The organism is Enteroscipio rubneri (assembly GCF_963929405.1).
GTDB lineage: Bacteria > Actinomycetota > Coriobacteriia > Coriobacteriales > Eggerthellaceae > Enteroscipio > Enteroscipio rubneri.
In genome coordinates this window covers 915,151-933,943 of record NZ_CAWVIN010000003.1, presented here as the reverse complement: position 1 = coordinate 933,943, position 18,793 = coordinate 915,151, and the positions used below count along the sequence as shown (strand labels likewise).

Genomic DNA, 18,793 nt, shown 5'->3' with positions numbered 1-18,793 from the left:
CGTGCCAGACCTACGAAATACGCACAGGCATGACCAAGTACAGGAAGTTCTCTCCTTCTTCAGCCCTGAAGATGCCCGGCTTCAACGAGGACTGCACCTCCAGATATACCTTCTCCGTCTCAACCGACGCCAACCCGTCCAGTACGTAGGCATAATTGAATGCGATTTCCACATCCTCGCCGTCGCCCGCGCACGGCAGCGTCTCCTGAGCCGAGCCGACATCCTGCGTCATGGCGGACAAGAGAACCGTCTGTGAGGCGACATTAATATCGAATTTCACGGGCGAACTCGACTGTCCTAGAAGCGAAGTGCGTTTCACACCTGCGACGAGACGATCGACTTCCATGCCGACACGCGTCGCATAGGAATCGGGTAAGAGTTGGCGATAGTTCGGAAAATTACCCTCGATGCGACGGTTGATGAACACGGTCTCATGATAGGTGACCACAATTTGGTTTTCCGCGAGCGCCAGCTTGACCGGATCGTCGGTACGCGGAAGCGAGGCAATCTCCTGAAGAAAGGATCCGGCGATGACCGCCTGGAAGTCTTCACCTGCATCAGGGAGTTCAGTTTCAGTGATGGCCAAACGGTAGGAATCCGTGGCTACCATCTTGAGGTTAGACCCCTCAACTGTAATAAGGACGCCGGTAAGAATGGCACGGCTCTCGTCTTTCGACACGACACGCGCCACACGCTTCACCATCGAGGCGAACTGCGAGAACGGAATGGAGATCTCCTGCTGCACGTCAACATGGGGAAAGCCTGGGAAGTCCTCCGCGTCAAGCGTCTTGATCGAGAAAGACGCGGTATCGCACGTGATAACAGCGTGCTCGTCTTCGGCGTCGACATGCACAGCCGCATCGGGCAGGTTCTTCACAATTTCCGAGAACAGCTTGCCTGGTACTACCGCCTTGCCTTCTTCTTCAACCAGGGCCGCCACCGTATATTGGATAGAAAGCTCGAGGTCGGTCGCTTGAAGAGTAAGGGAATCGCCGCGTGCGTCAAGGTAGATGCCCGACAGGATAGGCAGCGTCGAGCGCGTAGCGATGCCCTTCAGCACGACGGCCAACGCGTTCTGCAGCTCCGATTGGTTGATGCTGAATTTCAAGGCGATCCCTTCCTCTCGCACGCGATCGTTCGTAACGCGCTGTTCAGTATGGCATAAGAAGCGGGTGCTGTTGCGGGGACCTTATAAGATTTACAGCTTCGTGTATTCGCGTGGGTTATAGATAGTTCGGGGACGTCGAAGAGCTTGATCGAAGCAAGGCCGGCTCATATTCACCCTCTCCGTGAATAGCAGAATATGGTTCGCCATATGGAATCAGTTTTGCGAAAAGGAGCGAGGAGTCGAAGTTCAGATGCATGCTGTTGCCGATATGCTGAACGGCCGAGCTACGAGCTACGAGCTACGAGCTACGAGCTACGAGCTACGAGCTACGAGCTACGAGCTACGAGCTACGAGCTACGAGCTACGAGCTACGAGCTACGAGACGATAACATCCTCTATGCATACGATGGTTGAGAGCGATCCGCTTCGAGGCGAACGTGATTCTATAAATCAACAGGGCAACGCAGCCGATCTTCCTCAGAACGCTTGTTCCTCTTTCCAACGTCAAACGCTTTCCTCACCTCTATGAGGCTCGTCGAAGAGGGAAAGAACACCTCGATACCTTCATATAGCGCTGTTTTCCACATTCACATGGCTCAGGGATTGTGGAAAATGTTGAAAACCTTCGTTTCACTCATGTTCCATTGTGGAAATATCCAAGTTACTTGGTTTGTCAAGCCATGTTTATAGTGATGATTACAAGCCTCTCATCAGGCCCAAGTTTATAAACATTTCTTTTATACTTCTCTGACCAGGCATTTTATCATGCACAACAGATCAACAATTTCTATTTTCGTAAGCGAACTGCACCGATTCTTGACGAAAGCGAAACCTTGCCGACATCCGATACAAGACGCGTTAGCACGATTGTTCGCCTCCTCCAGCCTTATCACTATCAACAATGGGGGGATGTTTTTCACCAGAGCACCCCGTTGCTTTTCGTTCTTCTTTCAGAGTTTTCAACAATTTCTGAATAAAAAGTGGATAACTTTGAAAAGTCCCTGTGAAATAAGGTTTTCAATTTTTCATTTCGTGAATCCATAGGTTTCAATTCTATGAATATCCCAGGTGATTGGATTAGGGGAACGAAAAACGCTACAATACCGGTGAATGTTAGTGAAAAATGCTGAATATCGAATCTGAAAACGGAACATCATTGGACAATCAGATTGAAAATGCAGACCAAAGCGATGATGAGCGCATTGATTCCGCTGATGAGCATACAGGGGTCTTCGATTTCACTCACGTGCATGCCATCGCCCGCATCGCCATGTACGACGATCTGCGCAGCGCGCCGCGCGTGACTGAAATCAAACCGGCGCCCACAGCAGAGTATATCGAGCATCTTGCTTCAACCATTTACGAGCAGGCGCGCGCAGCAGGCGGGACTATCCCCTACACAGTCGTGCGCGAAGTCAGCGAGAATTTCATCCACGCGCGATTCGCTGAAATCATCGTCTCAATTCTGGACGACGGCAATACCATTCGCTTCGCCGACCAGGGACCCGGTATCCATCATAAGGAGCGAGCCCAACTCCCGGGGTTTACGTCCGCGGTAGAACCGATGAAACGCTTTATACGCGGAGTGGGATCCGGGCTACCCATCGTGAAAGAGTACCTCGACCTGTCGCATGGCACCATCACTATCGAAGATAACCTTGGAACCGGATCAGTGGTCACTGTCAGCATGACCGCTCCCAACAACGATCGTTTGAAGAGCGGACCTGAAGCAGTGAATGAGCGCGCGCTTGCCAAGCGCGGCGCGCAGCACGAGGACACGAGCGAGGACGACACGGAACATCCCCCAGCCGCCCATCCTGATGCCTACCTGCCCTCATACCCGGATATGCAGGGTGCCTATCGCGGGCCCGACAGCGCATATCCTGCCGCTGCGCCCGGGTATCCACCTGCAGCGCCTTCGTACACGGCCACGCCCGCTACCCCCTATCCGACTGCGGCCTCCCCATACCCAATCGCTCAGCCTCCATATTCAGAAAGCATGGCACCCGCATACCCAGGAGCTGCGCCCGTTCAACCCTATGACCAAAGGTATCCCGCAGCTGCAAACCAGCTCGGATACACGTCGCCCGGCGCGCGCACCGGTGACACGCACGGAACTTCCGTGTACGGAGCACCCGCCCAATGGCATCAAAACCCCTACGCCAGCGCGCACGGAAATGTCGGGGCGCTCGTGCCTCCCCTCACTCAGCGGGAGCGCGATTTCCTTCCCATATTTTTGAGCGAAGGAGCGCTTGGCGTTACCGATATCTCAAAGCTGACGGGCGTCGCCCCGTCGAGCACCTATGTAACGCTGTCTAAACTTGAACAAGCCGGACTGATCGAGAAGACGGTGGGACAAAAGAGGATCCTCACCGATCTGGGATATCAGGTGGCGAATTCATTGTAATCGCCCTTTGCCGGACCGCGTGGTTTTATATACAATCGGACGCGCTACAGGCTTACCGGAGTCGCGCGTCAAGCGCGCGGCCGCAACGGCCCCACCGAGGAAGCGGCATATGAACAACGAGAAACTGGAACAAGTCTGGCAGGATGTTTGCAGCCAGGTAAAAAGCTATAATAATATTGATCCTTCTCAGATCAACGCGTTCTTCTCGCGCTTACACCCCCAAGCTATGAGCGAAGGGTTTCTTATGCTCACAGCAGATAACGATTTTATCAAGACGTGGATCGAACGTCATTACGTTAGCTTCATCAAACGCGCCTTAGAAGATTTGTACCACGTGCCCTTCATGGTAGTTATCGAAGTGGACATCTCCGCCGGCAGTGAAGCGCCGGTATCTTCTCAGCCGCAGACAGCTGGATCTTCCGAAACAAGCACACCGGTCCCGGCCGCCTCTTCTTCGGCTCCTATCGCTCCTCCGGCTACCACGCCTTCGGACGTTTTACCACCCTCACCGGGTGTACCGGATCCCGTCGGTGGCGCTTCTGAACCCGCGCCACCGGAAGCAGCCGATATTGATCCACTTCGCGAACCCGACGGGCCTTCATCCTCCCTGACGTTTGAGAACTTCGTCATTGGAGACTCAAACCGCATGGCATATTCCATGGCCGTGGCCGTGGCTGAAATGCCGGGCAAGGCGCATCTTAATCCCCTGTTCATCTACGGGAAATCAGGACTCGGGAAGACACACCTCTTGCGAGCCATTCAAAACTACGTGCACGAGACCATGCCTAGCCTCTCCACCATCTACGTGGACTCGGCTGAACTGCTATCCGACTACATGGAGGCGAGCGCCGCCCACGACAAGGAGAAATCCAGCTATAAGAACTTCAAAACACGCTACGAAGAAGCAGATGTGCTTCTTATCGACGACGTTCAGTATTTGCAAGGCAAGAAGCAGACACTCGATATTGTGTTCCAAATCTTCAATAAGCTCACAAGCCAAGGCCGCCAGGTGGTGCTCTCAGCTGATCGCGCGCCGAAGAACATCGATATCGACGAACGTTACAAAAGCCGTTTTAACTCAGGCGGTACGTTCGATATTCAGCCGCCGGAAATCGAAACGAAACTCGGCATTGTGAAGAGTTTCGTCGACGAGTACCGAGAATCTGAAGGCTCGCATGATTTCGCCATCCCCGAAGATATCCAAATGTATATCGCCGAGAGTTCCAGTTCCAATATCCGCGAACTCAAGAGCGCTGTCACAAAGGTTATCTACCAGATGACGTTTTTCAACCAGCCGAACTTGACGCTCGATGAAGTGCGCTCGCTTCTCGAGAATCACTTCTCGGGCGGGCCATCAAAGCGTCTTACCATCGCCGATATTCAAAAAGAAGTAGAGACGTTCTACAAAGTAAGCCACGCCGACCTTGTTGGCAAGAAGCGCAATCGCAATATCATCTACGCGCGCCAAATCGCCATTTACCTGTGCCGTCAAATGCTCGATCTACCTTTCAACGACATCGGAAAAAAGTTCAACCGCGATCATTCCACCGTAATGTATTCAGTCACCAATGTCGAGGAGAAGATGAAAGAGAATCGCGAGCTGCGAGAGGAGCTGGAGACGCTCAGGCAGCTCATTCTCGAAATATGACGTCGAAAGACACAAGATCGCCGCACATGTGATGCAGGAAGTGTACGTATGTTCGGCGGAAACATGACTCGCACATGACTCAGAACTTGCAGAAAACCCTCGTATCGCTGCTCAAAGATAACGAAAGCAATAATTTGTGTAGAGAGCGGGTACCGGATCTACACGGAGGAATACGGATGATTTCTTGCGTCCAAACAGGTACTTTGGGAGTTTTCCACATTTCCACTGCCCTTATTATTACTATTATTAAAACCTTCTATATATAGTGAATACCTAGGAACCATGTATATAAAAAACACCTATACAAAAAGAAGAAAGATCTTGTTGCTTGTAGTTCTTTGAATTCAGCAGTTTCAAACGCGTATTGTAAGTTTTCCTTGACTGCACGGTAACCTGATATATAATTTCGGGGTTACTCTATAAATCATGAAAGGGAAGTTGCTATGAAGCGCACGTATCAACCGAACACTCGTAAGAGGGCTAAGTGCCACGGCTTCCGCGCTCGTATGTCGACGAAGGGTGGCCGCAAGGTATTGGCTGCTCGTCGTGCAAAGGGTCGCAAGCGCCTCTGCGTGTAAGCACGTTAAAAGAGTATCGATTGGAGACAATAAAATCCCGCGGGGATATCTCCGATCTATTCTCTCGCGGCAAGCGTTTTCACACGCCATATCTTACATTCATAGTGTTACCCGCAAAGCAGCACGGCCCTGATGGTCGTGTTGCTTTTATTGCGGGTAAAAAATCGGGGAATGCTGTATGGCGGAACAGCGCTAAACGTCGAATGAGGGAGATATGTCGTGCCCTCGGTGGGCCATGGCCGGATCGTGATGTGATATTTCTCGCGAAGTCGGGCATCCTGTTATCTTCTTATAGTAAAGTGCTTAGAGCATGTGACGAGACGTTGAAACGCGCCGAGATTCGATAGGGATCGAGCGAGATGATGGGTTTGCTGAAACGTTTGCCGAGCAAGGTTGCGGTGTTTCTGATCACCTTTTATCGAGCTGCGATTTCCCCGTTGTTCCCTTCTTGTTGTCGTTTTATTCCGACATGCTCAGAATACGGGCTTATCGCATTCCAGCGTTACGGTTTCTGCCGGGGTCTCAAGCTGACGGTGAAACGCTTGCTGCGTTGTCGCCCGGGTGGTTCGCATGGATACGATCCCGTTCCTTGAGTGGAACTCGGAGAACGGCTGTGAAAGGCGATCGGCTGAGGCACTATCTGCCGCCTGCGGGCGCTGAGGTATAAAGGAAGGAACAACATAGTATGTGGGACGTATTTAAGGATTGGATATTCGACATAATCCAATTCTTCTACAATATCTGCGGAGACTGGGGTTTGGCGATTATCGTCGTTACGGTCATCTTCCGTATTCTGATTTCTCCGTTGATGCACAAGCAGACGAAATCTACTCATGCGATGCAGAAAGTGCAGCCTCTGATTCAAGAGCTGCAGACAAAATACGGTGACGATCCTCAACGCTTGAACGAGGAGATACAGAAGCTTTACGCCGAAGTAAAGTTTAACCCGATCGCCGGCTGTATTCCCATGCTTCTACAAATGCCTATCTTCATCGCATTGTTTCAGGTTCTTAGCGAGATGGGCTCTCGTACTCAGGGAACCACGTATGAGTTTTACAACCTCGTCCCCAGCCTCGTCACCACACCTTCGCAGGCATTCGAAAATGGAACATTTGTTCCTTATGTGATTCTTATGATCATATTTGCTGGTGCAACGTTCTTGCCGATGGTTCTCCAGCAGCTCAACAGCAACAACAGCGCGCAGCGCAAGCAAATGATCATCATGGCCGCCGTCATGAGCTTGTTCATGCTGTGGATCAGCTGGAACTCTCCTGCTGGCGTGCTTTTGTTCTGGGGTGCTTCTTCGCTGCTCGGTATAGCGCAGCAGCAGATTTCTCTGCGTATGATGAAGCGCAAGGATGCTGAGCAGGAAGAAGCTATCGAAATCAAACCGATTGAAGTTGATGTGACGCGTAAAGCAAAGAAGCCTCGTCCGAAGAAGAAGAGGTAGCGATAAGCACCGAATGTTTCACGTGAAACATTTTGAGATCTCGGTGGATAGAAGGAGTCGAACATGGCTGAAGAGAACGTTGAGAGCGCCGTCGAAGAGCAACCTGTCGAGTTGACAGACGAAGAGCTTGATCGCATCGCCGATACGGCCATAGGAGCCTTGCAGGATATTCTGAAATACTTCGATGTAGGTGAAGTAACAATCGATGAGTATGAGGGTGACGATGGTGAGTTGATCCTTGATATCACGGGAGATGATCTTGCGGTGCTTATCGGGCGACATGGTAAGACACTTGACGCTCTTCAGTTCATCGTATCGGCAATTACTGTGCGTACTATTGGATATCGCTATCCGGTCGTCGTAGATGTAGAAGGATACAAGGGCCGCCAGCGAGAGAAGCTCGAATCTATTGCTCATTCATCTGCCAATCGAGCAGTGGCCCAGCATAAGAGTGTAAAACTGAGGCCGATGACGCCGTATGAGCGTCGTATCATTCACATTACGCTTCGTGCTGACGAACGTGTCGAAACCGCTTCTGAAGGTGAAGGAAGCGCACGACATGTAGTTATTTTACCGGTGTAGCGTTCGAAAACGCAGCCATGCAAGATCGAGAACCATGTTCTTCTCGGATCTTGATCATGGTTTGAGATTGCATGGAAAACAGCCCGCTGTCATGCGGGCTGTTTTTTTGTCTAAAGGTTTTGCTGAGGTGATTTTGATGAGTATTTCAGGAACCAGAACTTGCAAATACATGCGAATACTAGGCATCTTGAACGGTGTGAAAACATCTGCATGCGGGTATGAGATTCTGTAAAGAAGATACGCTTGGATGAAACCTGTTCGAATATTGACCAAGTATTTATCATACGCAGGCGGTAATTGATGTTGTCGACGCTGTTTAACCTTATGGTGTGTATTGGGTAAGCAAAAAGATCGCTTCCTATATCAAGCGTCGTGGGTACATATAATCGCTTGTCAGAAATAGGCAATCCAGTAGATCGCCTTTTGTTCTGTCATATTATTTTGTCGGACATGTTTCACGTGAAACATCTTGAAAAGGCGTCGGACTTTCTTATTACTGTACGTTATTATCGACACATGCAAGTTTCGATGTTTCACGTGAAACATGTACTTTATACTTGATACTTAGAAGTGCTCGGAGGAGCGAACATGCATGATGAATTATTACAACGTCATTTAGAGCTTGTGCTTGAAGCGAATAAGAAAACCAATATCACACGCATTTCCTCCTGGGATGAAGGTATGGTTCTGCATGTTCAAGATTCACTTCTTGGCCTTGAAGAACTGTCGGAAGCACCAGACGGATGGTATGCCGATATCGGAACTGGTGCGGGGTATCCTGGTATACCTCTTGCGATCGAGACAGGTAGAAAGACACTGCTCGTTGATTCAGTTGGCAAGAAAACAGCAATACTAGATAGCTTCATTGGTGAATTAGGCTTAGATCAGGTTTCTACATATACTGGTAGAATCGAAGATCTTGCTCGTGAGCATCCATACGAGTTTACAGCTATTACTGCCCGGGCTCTCGCACAACTTTCTGTACTGATGGAATTGGCTGCTCCGTTACTCCAACTTGGTGGCAGACTGATTTGTTATAAAGCCAACCTGAAGCCATCAGAACTGGATCATGCACTTTCATTACAGGATACAGTTGGTCTGAAGCTTGTTTCTGACCGAAGCTTTGTATTAGATGATTATCAGAGACGAATTGTTACCTTTGAAAAGGTTAAGCGAGAAAGTATTCAGTTGCCAAGGAAAACAGGATTAGCGCAAAAGCGACCGTTGTAATGTTTCACGTGAAACATTCGATCTCGCGTCGTTTGAGCTCTAGCCTTGTTGCTGTCAATGAATTTCATTCGTGTCCGGTTTACGCAGCACAAATTGACACTTCTACCACAAGTGGTTCGTCGAGCAGTGGAAGAGGCTTTATACAATTTGTTTCACGTGAAACAAATTGTATTATCTAGTTTTAAGGTTTTGAAAGCAGTTCTCTTGCGTAAGCACATCATTTCGTCGACGCTGCACTTCAATATGTATTGCTTCGCATACGCCTTCGAAATTATCAACTACTTCGGTATTCGTGAAACGCTGTTCCTTAATCTCAAGAACTTCTAAAAATGTAGTGCGAACGCGGTCATATTCTCTTTGGCGGATAGAGTAGTGAGAATCGCCGTCAAGCTCGATACTTAAACGTGCCTTCCTACAGTAGAAATCAACAATGTAGTTTCCGATGACTTTTTGAGGAACAAAAGATATAGGATACGTCCTTAAAAAGTGCAACCAGAGAAGTCTTTCGTAGTAGGTTTGGTTGTTGCGCATAGTATTCGCTCGTTGAGCTAATTCTTGTCGTCGTGTAAAGCCCATATACATCCCCTTTTTATGGGTTATATACTACTTGAAAAACTCTAGCTATACGATGACGGGGTTCTCATGTTGGACGCAGTGCTGTTTGTCTTGCTGTGTACTCTTTTCTAGCCAATATCAAGCGTACATACAGCTCAAAAGTACGTAATTGTTTCACGTGAAACAATTGAAGCAATTTCAAGGTTTGTTGTTTGACGAACAATGTTTCACGTGAAACATAAACACGGTATACTGTCATGGCGGTTATGAAAGGGGGTCCCTGTGGGACTACTGGATAGTCTTAAACGAGACAAAAAGTCAGCCGAGACTACCAAACGCGTGGAAACCTCTGCAGAGTCTGAGAATTCGACGAGTAAGGCTGAACCTGAGATCAATATCGAGGATATCGAGGTAGTTGAGCGTGAAGTGCACCCTCGAGTTGAACATCAGGCGGTGGCAACTCCAATCAAAACAATGAAGGACAAAGCGCCCGTCAATCACGTGATCGGCCAGACTAAGGTTATGGCCATCATTAATCAAAAGGGTGGAGTTGGTAAATCGACAACTGCAATAAACTTGTCGGCCGCGCTCGGAGAACTAGGAAAACAGGTTCTTCTTGTCGATCTTGATCCCCAAGGCAACTCGTCCAGCGGCCTTGGCGTAGAAAAGAGTCAAGTCAGTAATTGCGTGTATGACGTTCTATTGAATGATGCACCTATCGAGAACGTAATCATACCTGATGTGTGCGAAGGGCTTGATCTTGTCCCTGCTACCATCAATCTTGCCGGAGCTGAAGTCGAACTTGTGTCGGAAATGGCCCGTGAAAACCGATTAAAAGATGCAGTAGGAAGTTTAAGAGGCAAGTACGACTATATTTTTATCGACTGCCCTCCCTCGCTGGGACTTTTAACCGTGAATGCTCTTGTTGCTGCTGATAAGTTGCTTATCCCAATCCAATGCGAGTTCTATGCACTAGAAGGTGTGACAAAACTTCTTGATTCAATGAAACGTGTCAAAACACGCCTTAATCCTTCATTGGATATTTTTGGGGTGTTGCTCACAATGTATGACGGAAGAACGACTCTTTCGCGTCAAGTTGTCGATGAGGTTCGTTCTTATTTCGGCAAAACGGTATTTACAACGATGATCCCGCGTACGGTCAAACTGTCAGAAGCTCCGAGCTTCGGACAGCCGATAACCCAGTACGATCCTACTGGTAAAGGGGCTAAAACGTACGTAGACCTAGCAAAGGAAGTGATACAGCGTGGCTAAGTCTTCGAAAAGTGGTCTGGGACGGGGGTTGAACTCTCTACTTGGTGGGGCCTATGAAGAAGCAGTTCCAGCTGAGCCTGTCCCCCAGCGAACCTTGGTAGAAAGGGAGAAACCTGCTTCGGATGATATGCGATCAACATCAAGTGAGCCGAAGAGGGCCGATTCGGATGTTGAAAAGCGCGAATTGATGGAGCATGAGGAGTCGATAACAGACGGAGAGACCCAAGTAACCATCAAAAGTGTCGTGCAGCGTAGAACCGACGAGGTTGCTATTGATGCTGTCAGCCCTAATCCTGATCAGCCGCGAACAAATTTCAAAAAAGAACCGCTAGAAGAGTTGGCTGCATCTATTCAAAAGGATGGGTTATTGCAGCCTATCCTCGTGAGACCTGTCGGGGCGCAGAAATATCAGATTATTGCTGGAGAACGGCGCTGGCAGGCTTGTAAGATCGCAGGATTGAAAACAGTTCCAATACGTATCAAGGAAGCTGATGACGACCAAGCACTTGAGCTGGCTCTTGTTGAAAATATCCAACGCTCCGACCTCAATCCGATAGAGGAGGCGTATGGATATCGGCGCATGATGGAGCGGCGTAATCTCACGCAATCTGAAGTAGCACAAGCTATGTCGAAGGGTCGATCGACGGTTGCAAATGCGCTTCGTTTGCTAGAGCTTCCTGAAGAGGCGCAGCAACTTCTGTTTGAAGAGAAGATTTCGGCTGGCCATGCTCGAGCGATTCTTTCGATTCCGTCGAAGGAAGGCCGCCAGAAACTAACGAATAAGCTTGTTGAAGAAAAGCTTTCGGTACGGGAAGCTGAAGCGATCGCTCGCTTGTTCTCGAATAAACGCGATGACACCGCACAGAAGAAGGAACCAATTCCTAAAACGTACAAAACAGTTGCCCGCGCGCTGAAGGATGTTCTTCATACGAATGTGAAGGTGAAATCGTCGGGCGGTAAGAATAAGATTGAGATTGAGTTCACTGACGAAGAGGATCTCGAACGTCTTTTTGAAGAGTTGATTGCTGCAGCTTCATAATGTTTCACGTGAAACATTATGCGTAGAATGGAAAAGCCGCTTTATGCGGCTTTTCTTATCGGAATAATACACAAATGGTTCGTTACATGAATTTTCTTGATGTGTGTCATAGGATAATACTTAAAGAAAACGAAGATGTTTGAAGATTTCTTTAGCGTATAAACATTAGTTTTTATTGTCTCATATGAAAGGGCGCAGGTAATGAGCGGTAACGATGGAGCTTCGAGACTATAATAGCTGGGAACGCAATGGATATAGAGATCAAGCTTCGAACTGAGTAATACCACTTGATCAGGCCGGTATCCGCCACTTGATGCACATACAGCGAAAAAGCTGGAACATGTTTCACGTGAAACTTACGAACTTATACAGATAAAGCAGTGAGCCGTAAAGCGATGTTTCACGTGAAACATTTTGAATGTAATATCATGCGAGCAAATAATGTTTCACGTGAAACATAAGGCTGTCAGATCGTGTGCTTTGCAGAGGCGCCTATTAAACACTTGAACTGAAGCATGATGCACTTTTCTCAAAATGTTTCACATGAAACATTTTGAGATGGTGATGTTGCTGGGCGTGTTCGCAGCTTCATCGACAGACGAGTACGGCGAAGAAAACAGCATTGTACGTTGATAAATCTACGCCCGAGAGCGAATCGAATTCTTAAGCTGACCACATGCGCCAGCTATATCCGCACCCCGAGAATTTCGCAATGTCGCTTCTGTGCCGCTCTGTTGAATGCGAGACAACCAATGCTTCTCTGTTGAAGGTGAAGATGGCTGGTACGAAGACCCGATAATCGTATTCATGGGTATAAGGTTCACATGGCATAAGAGACCATCGCAAAAATCACAAAGCGCCTGAAGCGCTTCTTCGGAATCATTCACGTTGCAGATCATAATGTACTCTAAAGTAACGCGACGATTTGTGAGCGCGATGTATGACTTCAAAGAAGCCTTGAGGTTCGCGAGCGTATCTCGAGCGACGTTTGGCATCAACATATCGCGCGTTGGCTGAATCGCTGAATGGAGAGACACAGCTAAGGTGAATTGTTCGGGCTCATGGGCAAATCGCTCGATACTTGAAACCAGACCGCATGTTGAAATGCAGATATGCCGTGCTCCGATCCCAAGGCCTTTTGGATCATTTATAATACGCAACGCAGCTAGCGTGTTGTCGTAGTTCAGAAAAGGTTCGCCTTGTCCCATCCCGACGACATTGCTAACACGCCGTCTAGCATCTTCTTGAGCGATAAGAACCTGATCGACAATTTCTCCTACGAGAAGACTCCGCTTCAATCCTTCATGCCCTGTTGCACAAAACGAACATGCCATAGGACAACCTGCCTGCGTGGAGAAGCAGACGGTCAAACGCGCATCATCATGAGATGGGATTAAAACTGTCTCAACTTGAGCCCCATCATCGTACTCTATGATGAATTTCGTTGTTCCGTCGGCTGAAACAGCGCGTTCGACAATGTGCGGAACGTAAAGAGGAAAGTATTTTTCGAGCGTGGATCTCAAGCTCGCAGGTAGATTTGACATCTCGTCATACCCATGCGCTCGATGGACGTATAGCCATTGTGCTAATTGTCCGGCACGAAACGATGGTTGACCGAGGTCTTTCATCAGTTTGCGCAATCCGTAGAGTGAGTAAGATTTAATAGGTTTATTCATAGGAATAGTATAGCTGTTTCACGTGAAACATTCAGCCTTCCAATCAGCGAGATTCATCTTGGAATCAGGGTTTGCTATACTGCTGAAGTTCTGTTCACTCTGTCGAAAGAAGGATACATGCCTGAAAGCTTCGATCCGCGTCAGTGGCGCGTTGCGCTGCTTGCAGGAGGAAAAAGCGGGGAAAGAGAGATATCTTTGGCTTCAGGTAACGGAGCTCGCGAAGCTCTTGTGGAAGCCGGCTTCACGGTAACCGTATTGGATCCTGCTGAGCGCACCGATTTGAAGCGCCTGCTCGACGGCTCTTTCGACGTCGCATTCTTATGTCTTCATGGAAAGTACGGAGAAGACGGGACGATACAAGGTATGTTGGACGTCATAGGCCTTCCCTATACCGGATCTGGTGTTTGGTCGAGTGCTTTAGCGATGGACAAACCAAAGGCCAAGTTGTATTACGAACGAGCTGGAATTCCGACACCTCCATCTGTTACGATTTTTGCGGGCGAGGATTATGATATCTCGTCGATTTCGGATATGCTTGGCTCCCACTGCGTCGTGAAGCCAGGTACAGAAGGCAGCGCCCTTGGGGTATTCATCGTCGACGATCTGGAATCGCTTGAGAAAGCAATCGAAAAGGCTTTCGAATTAGATAAAGAAGTACTTGTTGAACGGTATATAAAGGGAACAGAGCTAACCGTCGCCGTTGTGGGGGACGATGCATATGTGGAAGCTCTTCCGATTATTGAAATAGTACCAACAAGCGAGTTCTACGATTACGATTCGAAGTACGCCCCAGGGGGTTCACAGCATATTTGCCCGGCTCCTTTGAGTGAGTCCACGACTGATTATGTGAAGGATTTGGCGATTCGGGCACATCGCGCATTGTCATGTAAAGGTGTATCGCGTTCCGATTTCATTCTAGAAGATACCGGTTCGTGTTGGATTCTCGAAACGAATACCATTCCCGGTATGACGGGCACGTCTCTCCTGCCTGATGCAGCCCGAGCTGCGGGTATTTCTTTCCCCGAGTTGTGCACACGTCTCGTTCGGATAGCGCTGGACAGGTAACGGTATTCTATTCGGGCAACAGGCGCACGGCGTATTCCTTTGGAGTTTGCGAATGTGTGCGAGAAGATAGTAACGATGCCGAATGTTTCACGTGAAACATTCGGCATCGTACCAACGTCCGTTGCACGGGAAGTTAGATGACACCGCACGTCTTCAGGCTGAACAGAATGAGGGCGACAATGCCAAGAAGCAGCACCCAGCTAGCGGCATAGCACCCTTTGTTACCCTGTCTGCTTTGTTCGATGAGTTTCTCGGAGAACTTCCTGCTGTCCTTGACGATAGCAGTCCCCTCTTCTTTCGGAGGAAGCTTCACGGTGTCCTTCGGCGTCCACACCCCACCGCTCTCAATGACTTTTTCGATACCTTGCTCTCCCAGTGATATATCAGGGCGCACGCCTCCGGCCAGGCGTTTTGATATGTTCTTGAGAAAAATATCAAACGCTTGTTCGTATTTTTTGTCAAAGCAAAGGAGGGCCGCTTGACCCCAGTAGTATCCCGGTTTCGGTGAGTCGCTGAACGCGACGAACGAAAGGATCGCATGGAGGTTCCATCCGCGAGCCGAGAGTACGTTCAATGTGCGCGAGGTTTCCGCATCGAAGTAGCCTATCATGCCGCCGAACCGGTTCCGCAGCCATGCTACAGAGGTGCCGGCTTCCGTTTCGAACACGATCTCAAACATATCCCCCACGAGGTTATCTGCTCCCAAGAGTGCTGCTGCCTCTCGTTTGGATGCGGTCTCGAACCGAGCGTACGTACCGAAATAGCGCTCTGCCTGCATGACTATCCCTTCGTCATTTGGCGCACACATTTGGAACTCCGAAAGTTGGTTTTCCTACGTGTAATCACCGTGTTTTGGGTTTGTGCGAACCTATGATAGATGATAGGCTGAATGCATGGAAAATCAAAATGCGCATGGGCTCGATACCCTGCAAAGCTTCATAAGCGACGGCACGCCCGATGCGGTTCGCACCAGGTACGAATTGCTCCCGGATATCGCGGCTTCAGCTGATTTCGGAGAGCTCGACCGAGATATCGTAGTGCTTGACACGGAAACGACGGGTTTCTCGTATCATCACGACGAACTGACACAAATCGCTGCTGCTCGAATGGAAAAGGGCCAGATCATTGATTGGTTCATTACGTTCGTGAATCCGGGGAAGCCCATTCCTGAAGACGTCGCGCGGCTCACCGACATTCATGACTCCGACGTGGCCGACGCTCCGACGCCGTCCGAAGCGCTCACAGATCTGGTCGCGTTCATCGGTACTTCGAAGGTGGTGGCTCACAACGTCGATTTCGACCGGACTTTCACGACGCGACACCCGAGCGGCTACTCGCTGCTCGAGAACACCTGGATCGACTCGCTTGACCTCGCCCGCATCGCGCTACCTCGGCTTACCTCGCATCGACTTCTAGACCTTGTGCGCGCTTTCGGAGCGCCGCTCTCGACGCACCGAGCCGATGCGGACGTTGCAGCCACCTGCGCGATTCTGCGTATCCTGTTTGCGGGAGTCGCTACGATGCCGCCGGCGCTCGTGTGCGAGATAGCGGGTATGGCAGACGTGTCGCAGTGGTCGACGCAAGTGGTATTCGACCACTTTGCGAACGCATATCGAGAGGCCGCAGGCGTTACCGTTCCATCACAAGACCAGTTAACAGTAGGATCCCCGAGCCTTTTCGAAACGTGCGAGCCAGTCGAGTCTGCGGTTTCTGAGTGCTTGGAGCCCGCTCCCGCGCCTGCGCCAGCCTCGGCGACGGCACCGATGCCCGCAGCGTCAAAAGACGCAGCTTCCGAGCCCACACCCTTTGAGTCCTTGGAAGTCGGAGTAGCCGCCTCCTCTACCAATGCTCCTAGGCGCCCGTTCGGGGGCATGTCCCCTGATATCGTAGCTGGTGTAAGCGCCGCCGACCTAAGCTTTTCGATGCGTGCCCTGCGTCGTGATCGCCTGGGGAAACAAGAGCACGCTCGAAAGATGGATGCCGACGACATCGCCGCCGATCCGATGCGCGCACTCGTGTTTCCCACTGAAGAGGATATCGCTTGTGCCTTCTCGGAAGACGGCTTGGTTGGGACTTTGTATGGCGATTTCGAACCACGCGAAGAGCAGCTTGCCATGGCGGAAGCGGTGCGCGCTGCATTCGCCGCTTCTGCAAACCTTATGGTCGAAGCGGGAACGGGCGTGGGTAAATCCATGGCCTACCTGGTTCCTTCCGCGCTGACTGCGCAGGCGAATGGTATAGCCGTGGGCGTGGCGACCAAAACAAACGCGCTGCTCGATCAGCTGGTGTATCACGAGCTTCCCGCTCTCGCCGATGCCCTTGAGGTGCAAAACCCTGAAGGGCCGAGGCTGACGTTTGCCCCGCTGAAAGGATTCTCACATTACCCATGCCTGCGGCGCATCGGCCGCATCGTGGCCGACGGTCCGGGCATGAGGCTTGTTGCAGGTAAGGAGCAGTCCCAGGCACCAGCGCTCGCCGCGCTGCTCTCCTATATTGAGCAGACCGGGTACGACGATATGGACGGCCTCAAGATTGACTATCGGGCGTTGCCAAGACGCGCGATCACCACGACAAGCCATGATTGTCTGCGACGGAAGTGCCCCTATTTCGGTACAACATGCTTCGTACACGGTGCGCGCCGCCAAGCTGAGGACGCCGACATCGTGGTGACGAATCACAGTCTACTCTTCTGTGATCTCGCTGCAGACGGTGGGCTGTTGCCGCCCATCCGGTACTGGACGGTGGATGAGGCCCACGGCGCCGAAGCCGAGGCCCGGCGTGCTTTCTCGCGCTCCATCGCGGCGGAAGATCTCGTGCGCATCGCGAATCGCGTCGACGCAGCCGAACCATCGCGCAACGTATTTATGCGTGCTGAGCGACGGGTTTCAGCTCCGATCGGGGACGAAGGCGCTACGCTGTTCTATGCGCTCACCGCCAAGGCGCGAGCGGCTGGTTCAGCCTATGCTGCAACCGCTCGCGAGTTCGCCGCGCATATGAAAGACCTTCTGTTCTTCGATCGAAACAAGCGCGGAAAAAGCTACGAGACTGTGGATCTCTGGATCAACGACGATATCCGCGGCAGCGCGACGTTCGCAGAGGTCGTGTCATTCGGGCGCGCCATGGTCGATGCGGCCGAGAAGCTGGTGACGGCTTGCCAAGAGCTTGTGGGTTATCTGGAAGACCTCGAAGGCGCCGCCGAGGTGCAGCGCGAGATAGCCTCGATTGCCATGGAGTTGAAAGACCAGATAAACGCTGCGCAGATCATCTTGTTCGATGCGCCCGAGACCTTCGCCTATGCAGCCACGCTCAACCGGAAGAAGGATCGCGCCTCGGAAAAGTTTGAAGCACTGCTCCTCAATGTGGGTGAGGCGATGAATGAAACGCTGTTCGCACGCGCCCACTCGGTGGTGTTTGCGTCTGCGACGCTTGCGGTGGACGGCCGCTTCGACGCGTTTGAGAGCGCCCTCGGCCTCAATGCATCGGAGGCGTCGACGTGCCGGACATGCCAACTGGATTCCAGCTACGATTTTGATGCGCAGATGACGGTCTACGTGGCGAGCGATATGCCCGAGCCGAACGATCCCGGTTATCTGCCTGCACTGCAGCGGCTGCTCGTGGATGTGCATCGCGCTCAGCAGGGGTCGTTGCTGACGCTATTCACGAATCGTCGCGAGATGGAGCGCTGCTTCGATGAAGTGCAGCCGCAGCTCAAAGCGGACGAGCTGCGCGTGGTGTGCCAGAAATGGGGCGTGTCGGTCAAGGGTCTTCGAGACGATTTCCTGTCTGACGAACACTTGTCGCTATTCGCGCTCAAGAGCTTCTGGGAGGGATTCGATGCACCGGGTGCGACGCTGAAGGGGGTGGTCATCCCGAAGCTGCCGTTTGCGAAGCCTACCGATCCGTTATCGTGCGAGCGGGCTGCACGCGATGACCGAGCCTGGAGACGTTATGTGCTGCCGGCCGCCGTGCTCGAGACGAAGCAGGCAGCGGGACGCCTCATCAGGAAAGCCGACGATTCCGGCGTGCTCATACTGGCCGATCGAAGGTTGGTCACGAAAAGCTACGGCAAAGCCTTCCTCAACTCGCTGCCGAGTCGTACCATCAAAGTGCTGCCCTCTGCGGAGATTGCCGAGGAACTCGCCCGCGGAGGAGGCGAGTAGCGTCTCGTTGGGGGCGTAGGGAA

General features: G+C 50.9%; 16 protein-coding genes. 12 read left to right on the top strand and 4 right to left on the bottom strand.

Annotated elements, in window-relative coordinates:
* Positions 1 to 10 precede the first annotated feature (10 nt).
* Positions 11 to 1,108 carry a DNA polymerase III subunit beta gene (gene dnaN / locus ABGT83_RS10950; RefSeq protein ID WP_346687569.1) on the bottom strand — a complete coding sequence of 366 codons (1,098 nt, stop codon included), beginning with the start codon at positions 1,106 to 1,108 and terminating at the stop codon, positions 11 to 13.
* 1,123 nt (positions 1,109 to 2,231) lie between these two features.
* Here dnaN and ABGT83_RS10945 point away from each other — a divergent pair.
* From ABGT83_RS10945 to rsmG, 8 genes are all read left to right on the top strand, one after another.
* Entirely contained in the window at positions 2,232 to 3,515 is a 1,284-nt protein-coding gene (locus ABGT83_RS10945) for an ATP-binding protein (RefSeq protein ID WP_346687567.1), read from the top strand.
* Between the two features lie 109 nt (positions 3,516 to 3,624).
* On the top strand, positions 3,625 to 5,163 hold the full coding sequence (gene dnaA, locus ABGT83_RS10940; RefSeq protein ID WP_346687566.1) for a chromosomal replication initiator protein DnaA: 1,539 nt from the start codon (positions 3,625 to 3,627) through the stop codon (positions 5,161 to 5,163).
* Between the two features lie 443 nt (positions 5,164 to 5,606).
* Entirely contained in the window at positions 5,607 to 5,741 is a 135-nt protein-coding gene (gene rpmH / locus ABGT83_RS10935; protein WP_013981168.1) for a 50S ribosomal protein L34, read from the top strand.
* Positions 5,742 to 5,761: 20 nt separating this feature from the next.
* Positions 5,762 to 6,088 (top strand): ribonuclease P protein component, encoded by a 327-nt coding sequence (gene rnpA / locus ABGT83_RS10930; RefSeq protein WP_103265460.1) that lies wholly within the window; start codon positions 5,762 to 5,764, stop codon positions 6,086 to 6,088.
* Between the two features lie 12 nt (positions 6,089 to 6,100).
* On the top strand, positions 6,101 to 6,334 hold the full coding sequence (gene yidD / locus ABGT83_RS10925) for a membrane protein insertion efficiency factor YidD (RefSeq protein WP_103265459.1): 234 nt from the start codon (positions 6,101 to 6,103) through the stop codon (positions 6,332 to 6,334).
* A 92-nt stretch (positions 6,335 to 6,426) separates the two neighbouring features.
* Positions 6,427 to 7,191, top strand: coding sequence for a YidC/Oxa1 family membrane protein insertase (locus tag ABGT83_RS10920; RefSeq protein WP_346687563.1), 765 nt, complete (start codon positions 6,427 to 6,429; stop codon positions 7,189 to 7,191).
* A 63-nt stretch (positions 7,192 to 7,254) separates the two neighbouring features.
* Positions 7,255 to 7,773 (top strand): protein jag, encoded by a 519-nt coding sequence (locus tag ABGT83_RS10915; protein ID WP_103265457.1) that lies wholly within the window; start codon positions 7,255 to 7,257, stop codon positions 7,771 to 7,773.
* 588 nt (positions 7,774 to 8,361) lie between these two features.
* The gene (gene rsmG / locus ABGT83_RS10910) at positions 8,362 to 9,003 is read left to right on the top strand and encodes a 16S rRNA (guanine(527)-N(7))-methyltransferase RsmG (RefSeq protein WP_346687560.1); all 642 of its coding nucleotides are present in this window, start codon (positions 8,362 to 8,364) and stop codon (positions 9,001 to 9,003) included.
* A gap of 171 nt (positions 9,004 to 9,174) precedes the next feature.
* Here the strand turns inward: rsmG and ABGT83_RS10905 are convergent, their stop codons facing one another.
* Positions 9,175 to 9,579 carry an endonuclease domain-containing protein gene (locus tag ABGT83_RS10905; protein WP_346687558.1) on the bottom strand — a complete coding sequence of 135 codons (405 nt, stop codon included), beginning with the start codon at positions 9,577 to 9,579 and terminating at the stop codon, positions 9,175 to 9,177.
* Positions 9,580 to 9,840: 261 nt separating this feature from the next.
* Between ABGT83_RS10905 and ABGT83_RS10900 the strand changes: the two genes are divergently transcribed.
* Both ABGT83_RS10900 and ABGT83_RS10895 read left to right on the top strand, forming a co-directional pair.
* Complete coding sequence (locus ABGT83_RS10900; RefSeq protein WP_418762865.1) at positions 9,841 to 10,830, top strand: ParA family protein; 990 nt, start codon at positions 9,841 to 9,843, stop codon at positions 10,828 to 10,830.
* Positions 10,823 to 11,869: a ParB/RepB/Spo0J family partition protein gene (locus tag ABGT83_RS10895; RefSeq protein WP_346687556.1), complete on the top strand. Its 1,047-nt coding sequence runs from the start codon at positions 10,823 to 10,825 to the stop codon at positions 11,867 to 11,869. The genes ABGT83_RS10900 and ABGT83_RS10895 overlap by 8 nt, the downstream gene beginning before the upstream one ends.
* Before the next feature lie 638 nt (positions 11,870 to 12,507).
* Here the strand turns inward: ABGT83_RS10895 and rlmN are convergent.
* Complete coding sequence (gene rlmN, locus ABGT83_RS10890) at positions 12,508 to 13,545, bottom strand: 23S rRNA (adenine(2503)-C(2))-methyltransferase RlmN (protein WP_346687554.1); 1,038 nt, start codon at positions 13,543 to 13,545, stop codon at positions 12,508 to 12,510.
* Positions 13,546 to 13,662: 117 nt separating this feature from the next.
* Between rlmN and ABGT83_RS10885 the strand changes: the two genes are divergently transcribed.
* A complete protein-coding gene (locus ABGT83_RS10885) occupies positions 13,663 to 14,610 on the top strand; it encodes a D-alanine--D-alanine ligase family protein (protein ID WP_346687552.1) in 948 nt (315 codons plus the stop codon).
* Between the two features lie 133 nt (positions 14,611 to 14,743).
* Here the strand turns inward: ABGT83_RS10885 and ABGT83_RS10880 are convergent, their stop codons facing one another.
* Positions 14,744 to 15,388: a hypothetical protein gene (locus tag ABGT83_RS10880; RefSeq protein WP_346687550.1), complete on the bottom strand. Its 645-nt coding sequence runs from the start codon at positions 15,386 to 15,388 to the stop codon at positions 14,744 to 14,746.
* Positions 15,389 to 15,503: 115 nt separating this feature from the next.
* On the opposite strand from ABGT83_RS10880, the gene ABGT83_RS10875 reads away from it, so the two are divergent.
* The gene (locus ABGT83_RS10875; RefSeq protein WP_346687548.1) at positions 15,504 to 18,770 is read left to right on the top strand and encodes a helicase C-terminal domain-containing protein; all 3,267 of its coding nucleotides are present in this window, start codon (positions 15,504 to 15,506) and stop codon (positions 18,768 to 18,770) included.
* The last annotated feature ends 23 nt before the right edge of the window (positions 18,771 to 18,793 follow it).

Excerpts from the sequence above, each read along its gene's own strand:
- ABGT83_RS10945 (WP_346687567.1), top strand. The coding sequence starts at position 2,232 with ATGCTGAATATCGAATCTGAAAACGGAACATCATTGGACAATCAGATT.
- dnaA (WP_346687566.1), top strand. The coding sequence starts at position 3,625 with ATGAACAACGAGAAACTGGAACAAGTCTGGCAGGATGTTTGCAGCCAG.
- rpmH (WP_013981168.1), top strand. The coding sequence starts at position 5,607 with ATGAAGCGCACGTATCAACCGAACACTCGTAAGAGGGCTAAGTGCCAC.
- yidD (WP_103265459.1), top strand. The coding sequence starts at position 6,101 with ATGATGGGTTTGCTGAAACGTTTGCCGAGCAAGGTTGCGGTGTTTCTG.
- ABGT83_RS10920 (WP_346687563.1), top strand. The coding sequence starts at position 6,427 with ATGTGGGACGTATTTAAGGATTGGATATTCGACATAATCCAATTCTTC.
- ABGT83_RS10915 (WP_103265457.1), top strand. The coding sequence starts at position 7,255 with ATGGCTGAAGAGAACGTTGAGAGCGCCGTCGAAGAGCAACCTGTCGAG.
- rsmG (WP_346687560.1), top strand. The coding sequence starts at position 8,362 with ATGCATGATGAATTATTACAACGTCATTTAGAGCTTGTGCTTGAAGCG.
- ABGT83_RS10905 (WP_346687558.1), bottom strand. The coding sequence starts at position 9,579 with ATGGGCTTTACACGACGACAAGAATTAGCTCAACGAGCGAATACTATG.
- rlmN (WP_346687554.1), bottom strand. The coding sequence starts at position 13,545 with ATGAATAAACCTATTAAATCTTACTCACTCTACGGATTGCGCAAACTG.
- ABGT83_RS10885 (WP_346687552.1), top strand. The coding sequence starts at position 13,663 with ATGCCTGAAAGCTTCGATCCGCGTCAGTGGCGCGTTGCGCTGCTTGCA.
- ABGT83_RS10880 (WP_346687550.1), bottom strand. The coding sequence starts at position 15,388 with ATGCAGGCAGAGCGCTATTTCGGTACGTACGCTCGGTTCGAGACCGCA.
- ABGT83_RS10875 (WP_346687548.1), top strand. The coding sequence starts at position 15,504 with ATGGAAAATCAAAATGCGCATGGGCTCGATACCCTGCAAAGCTTCATA.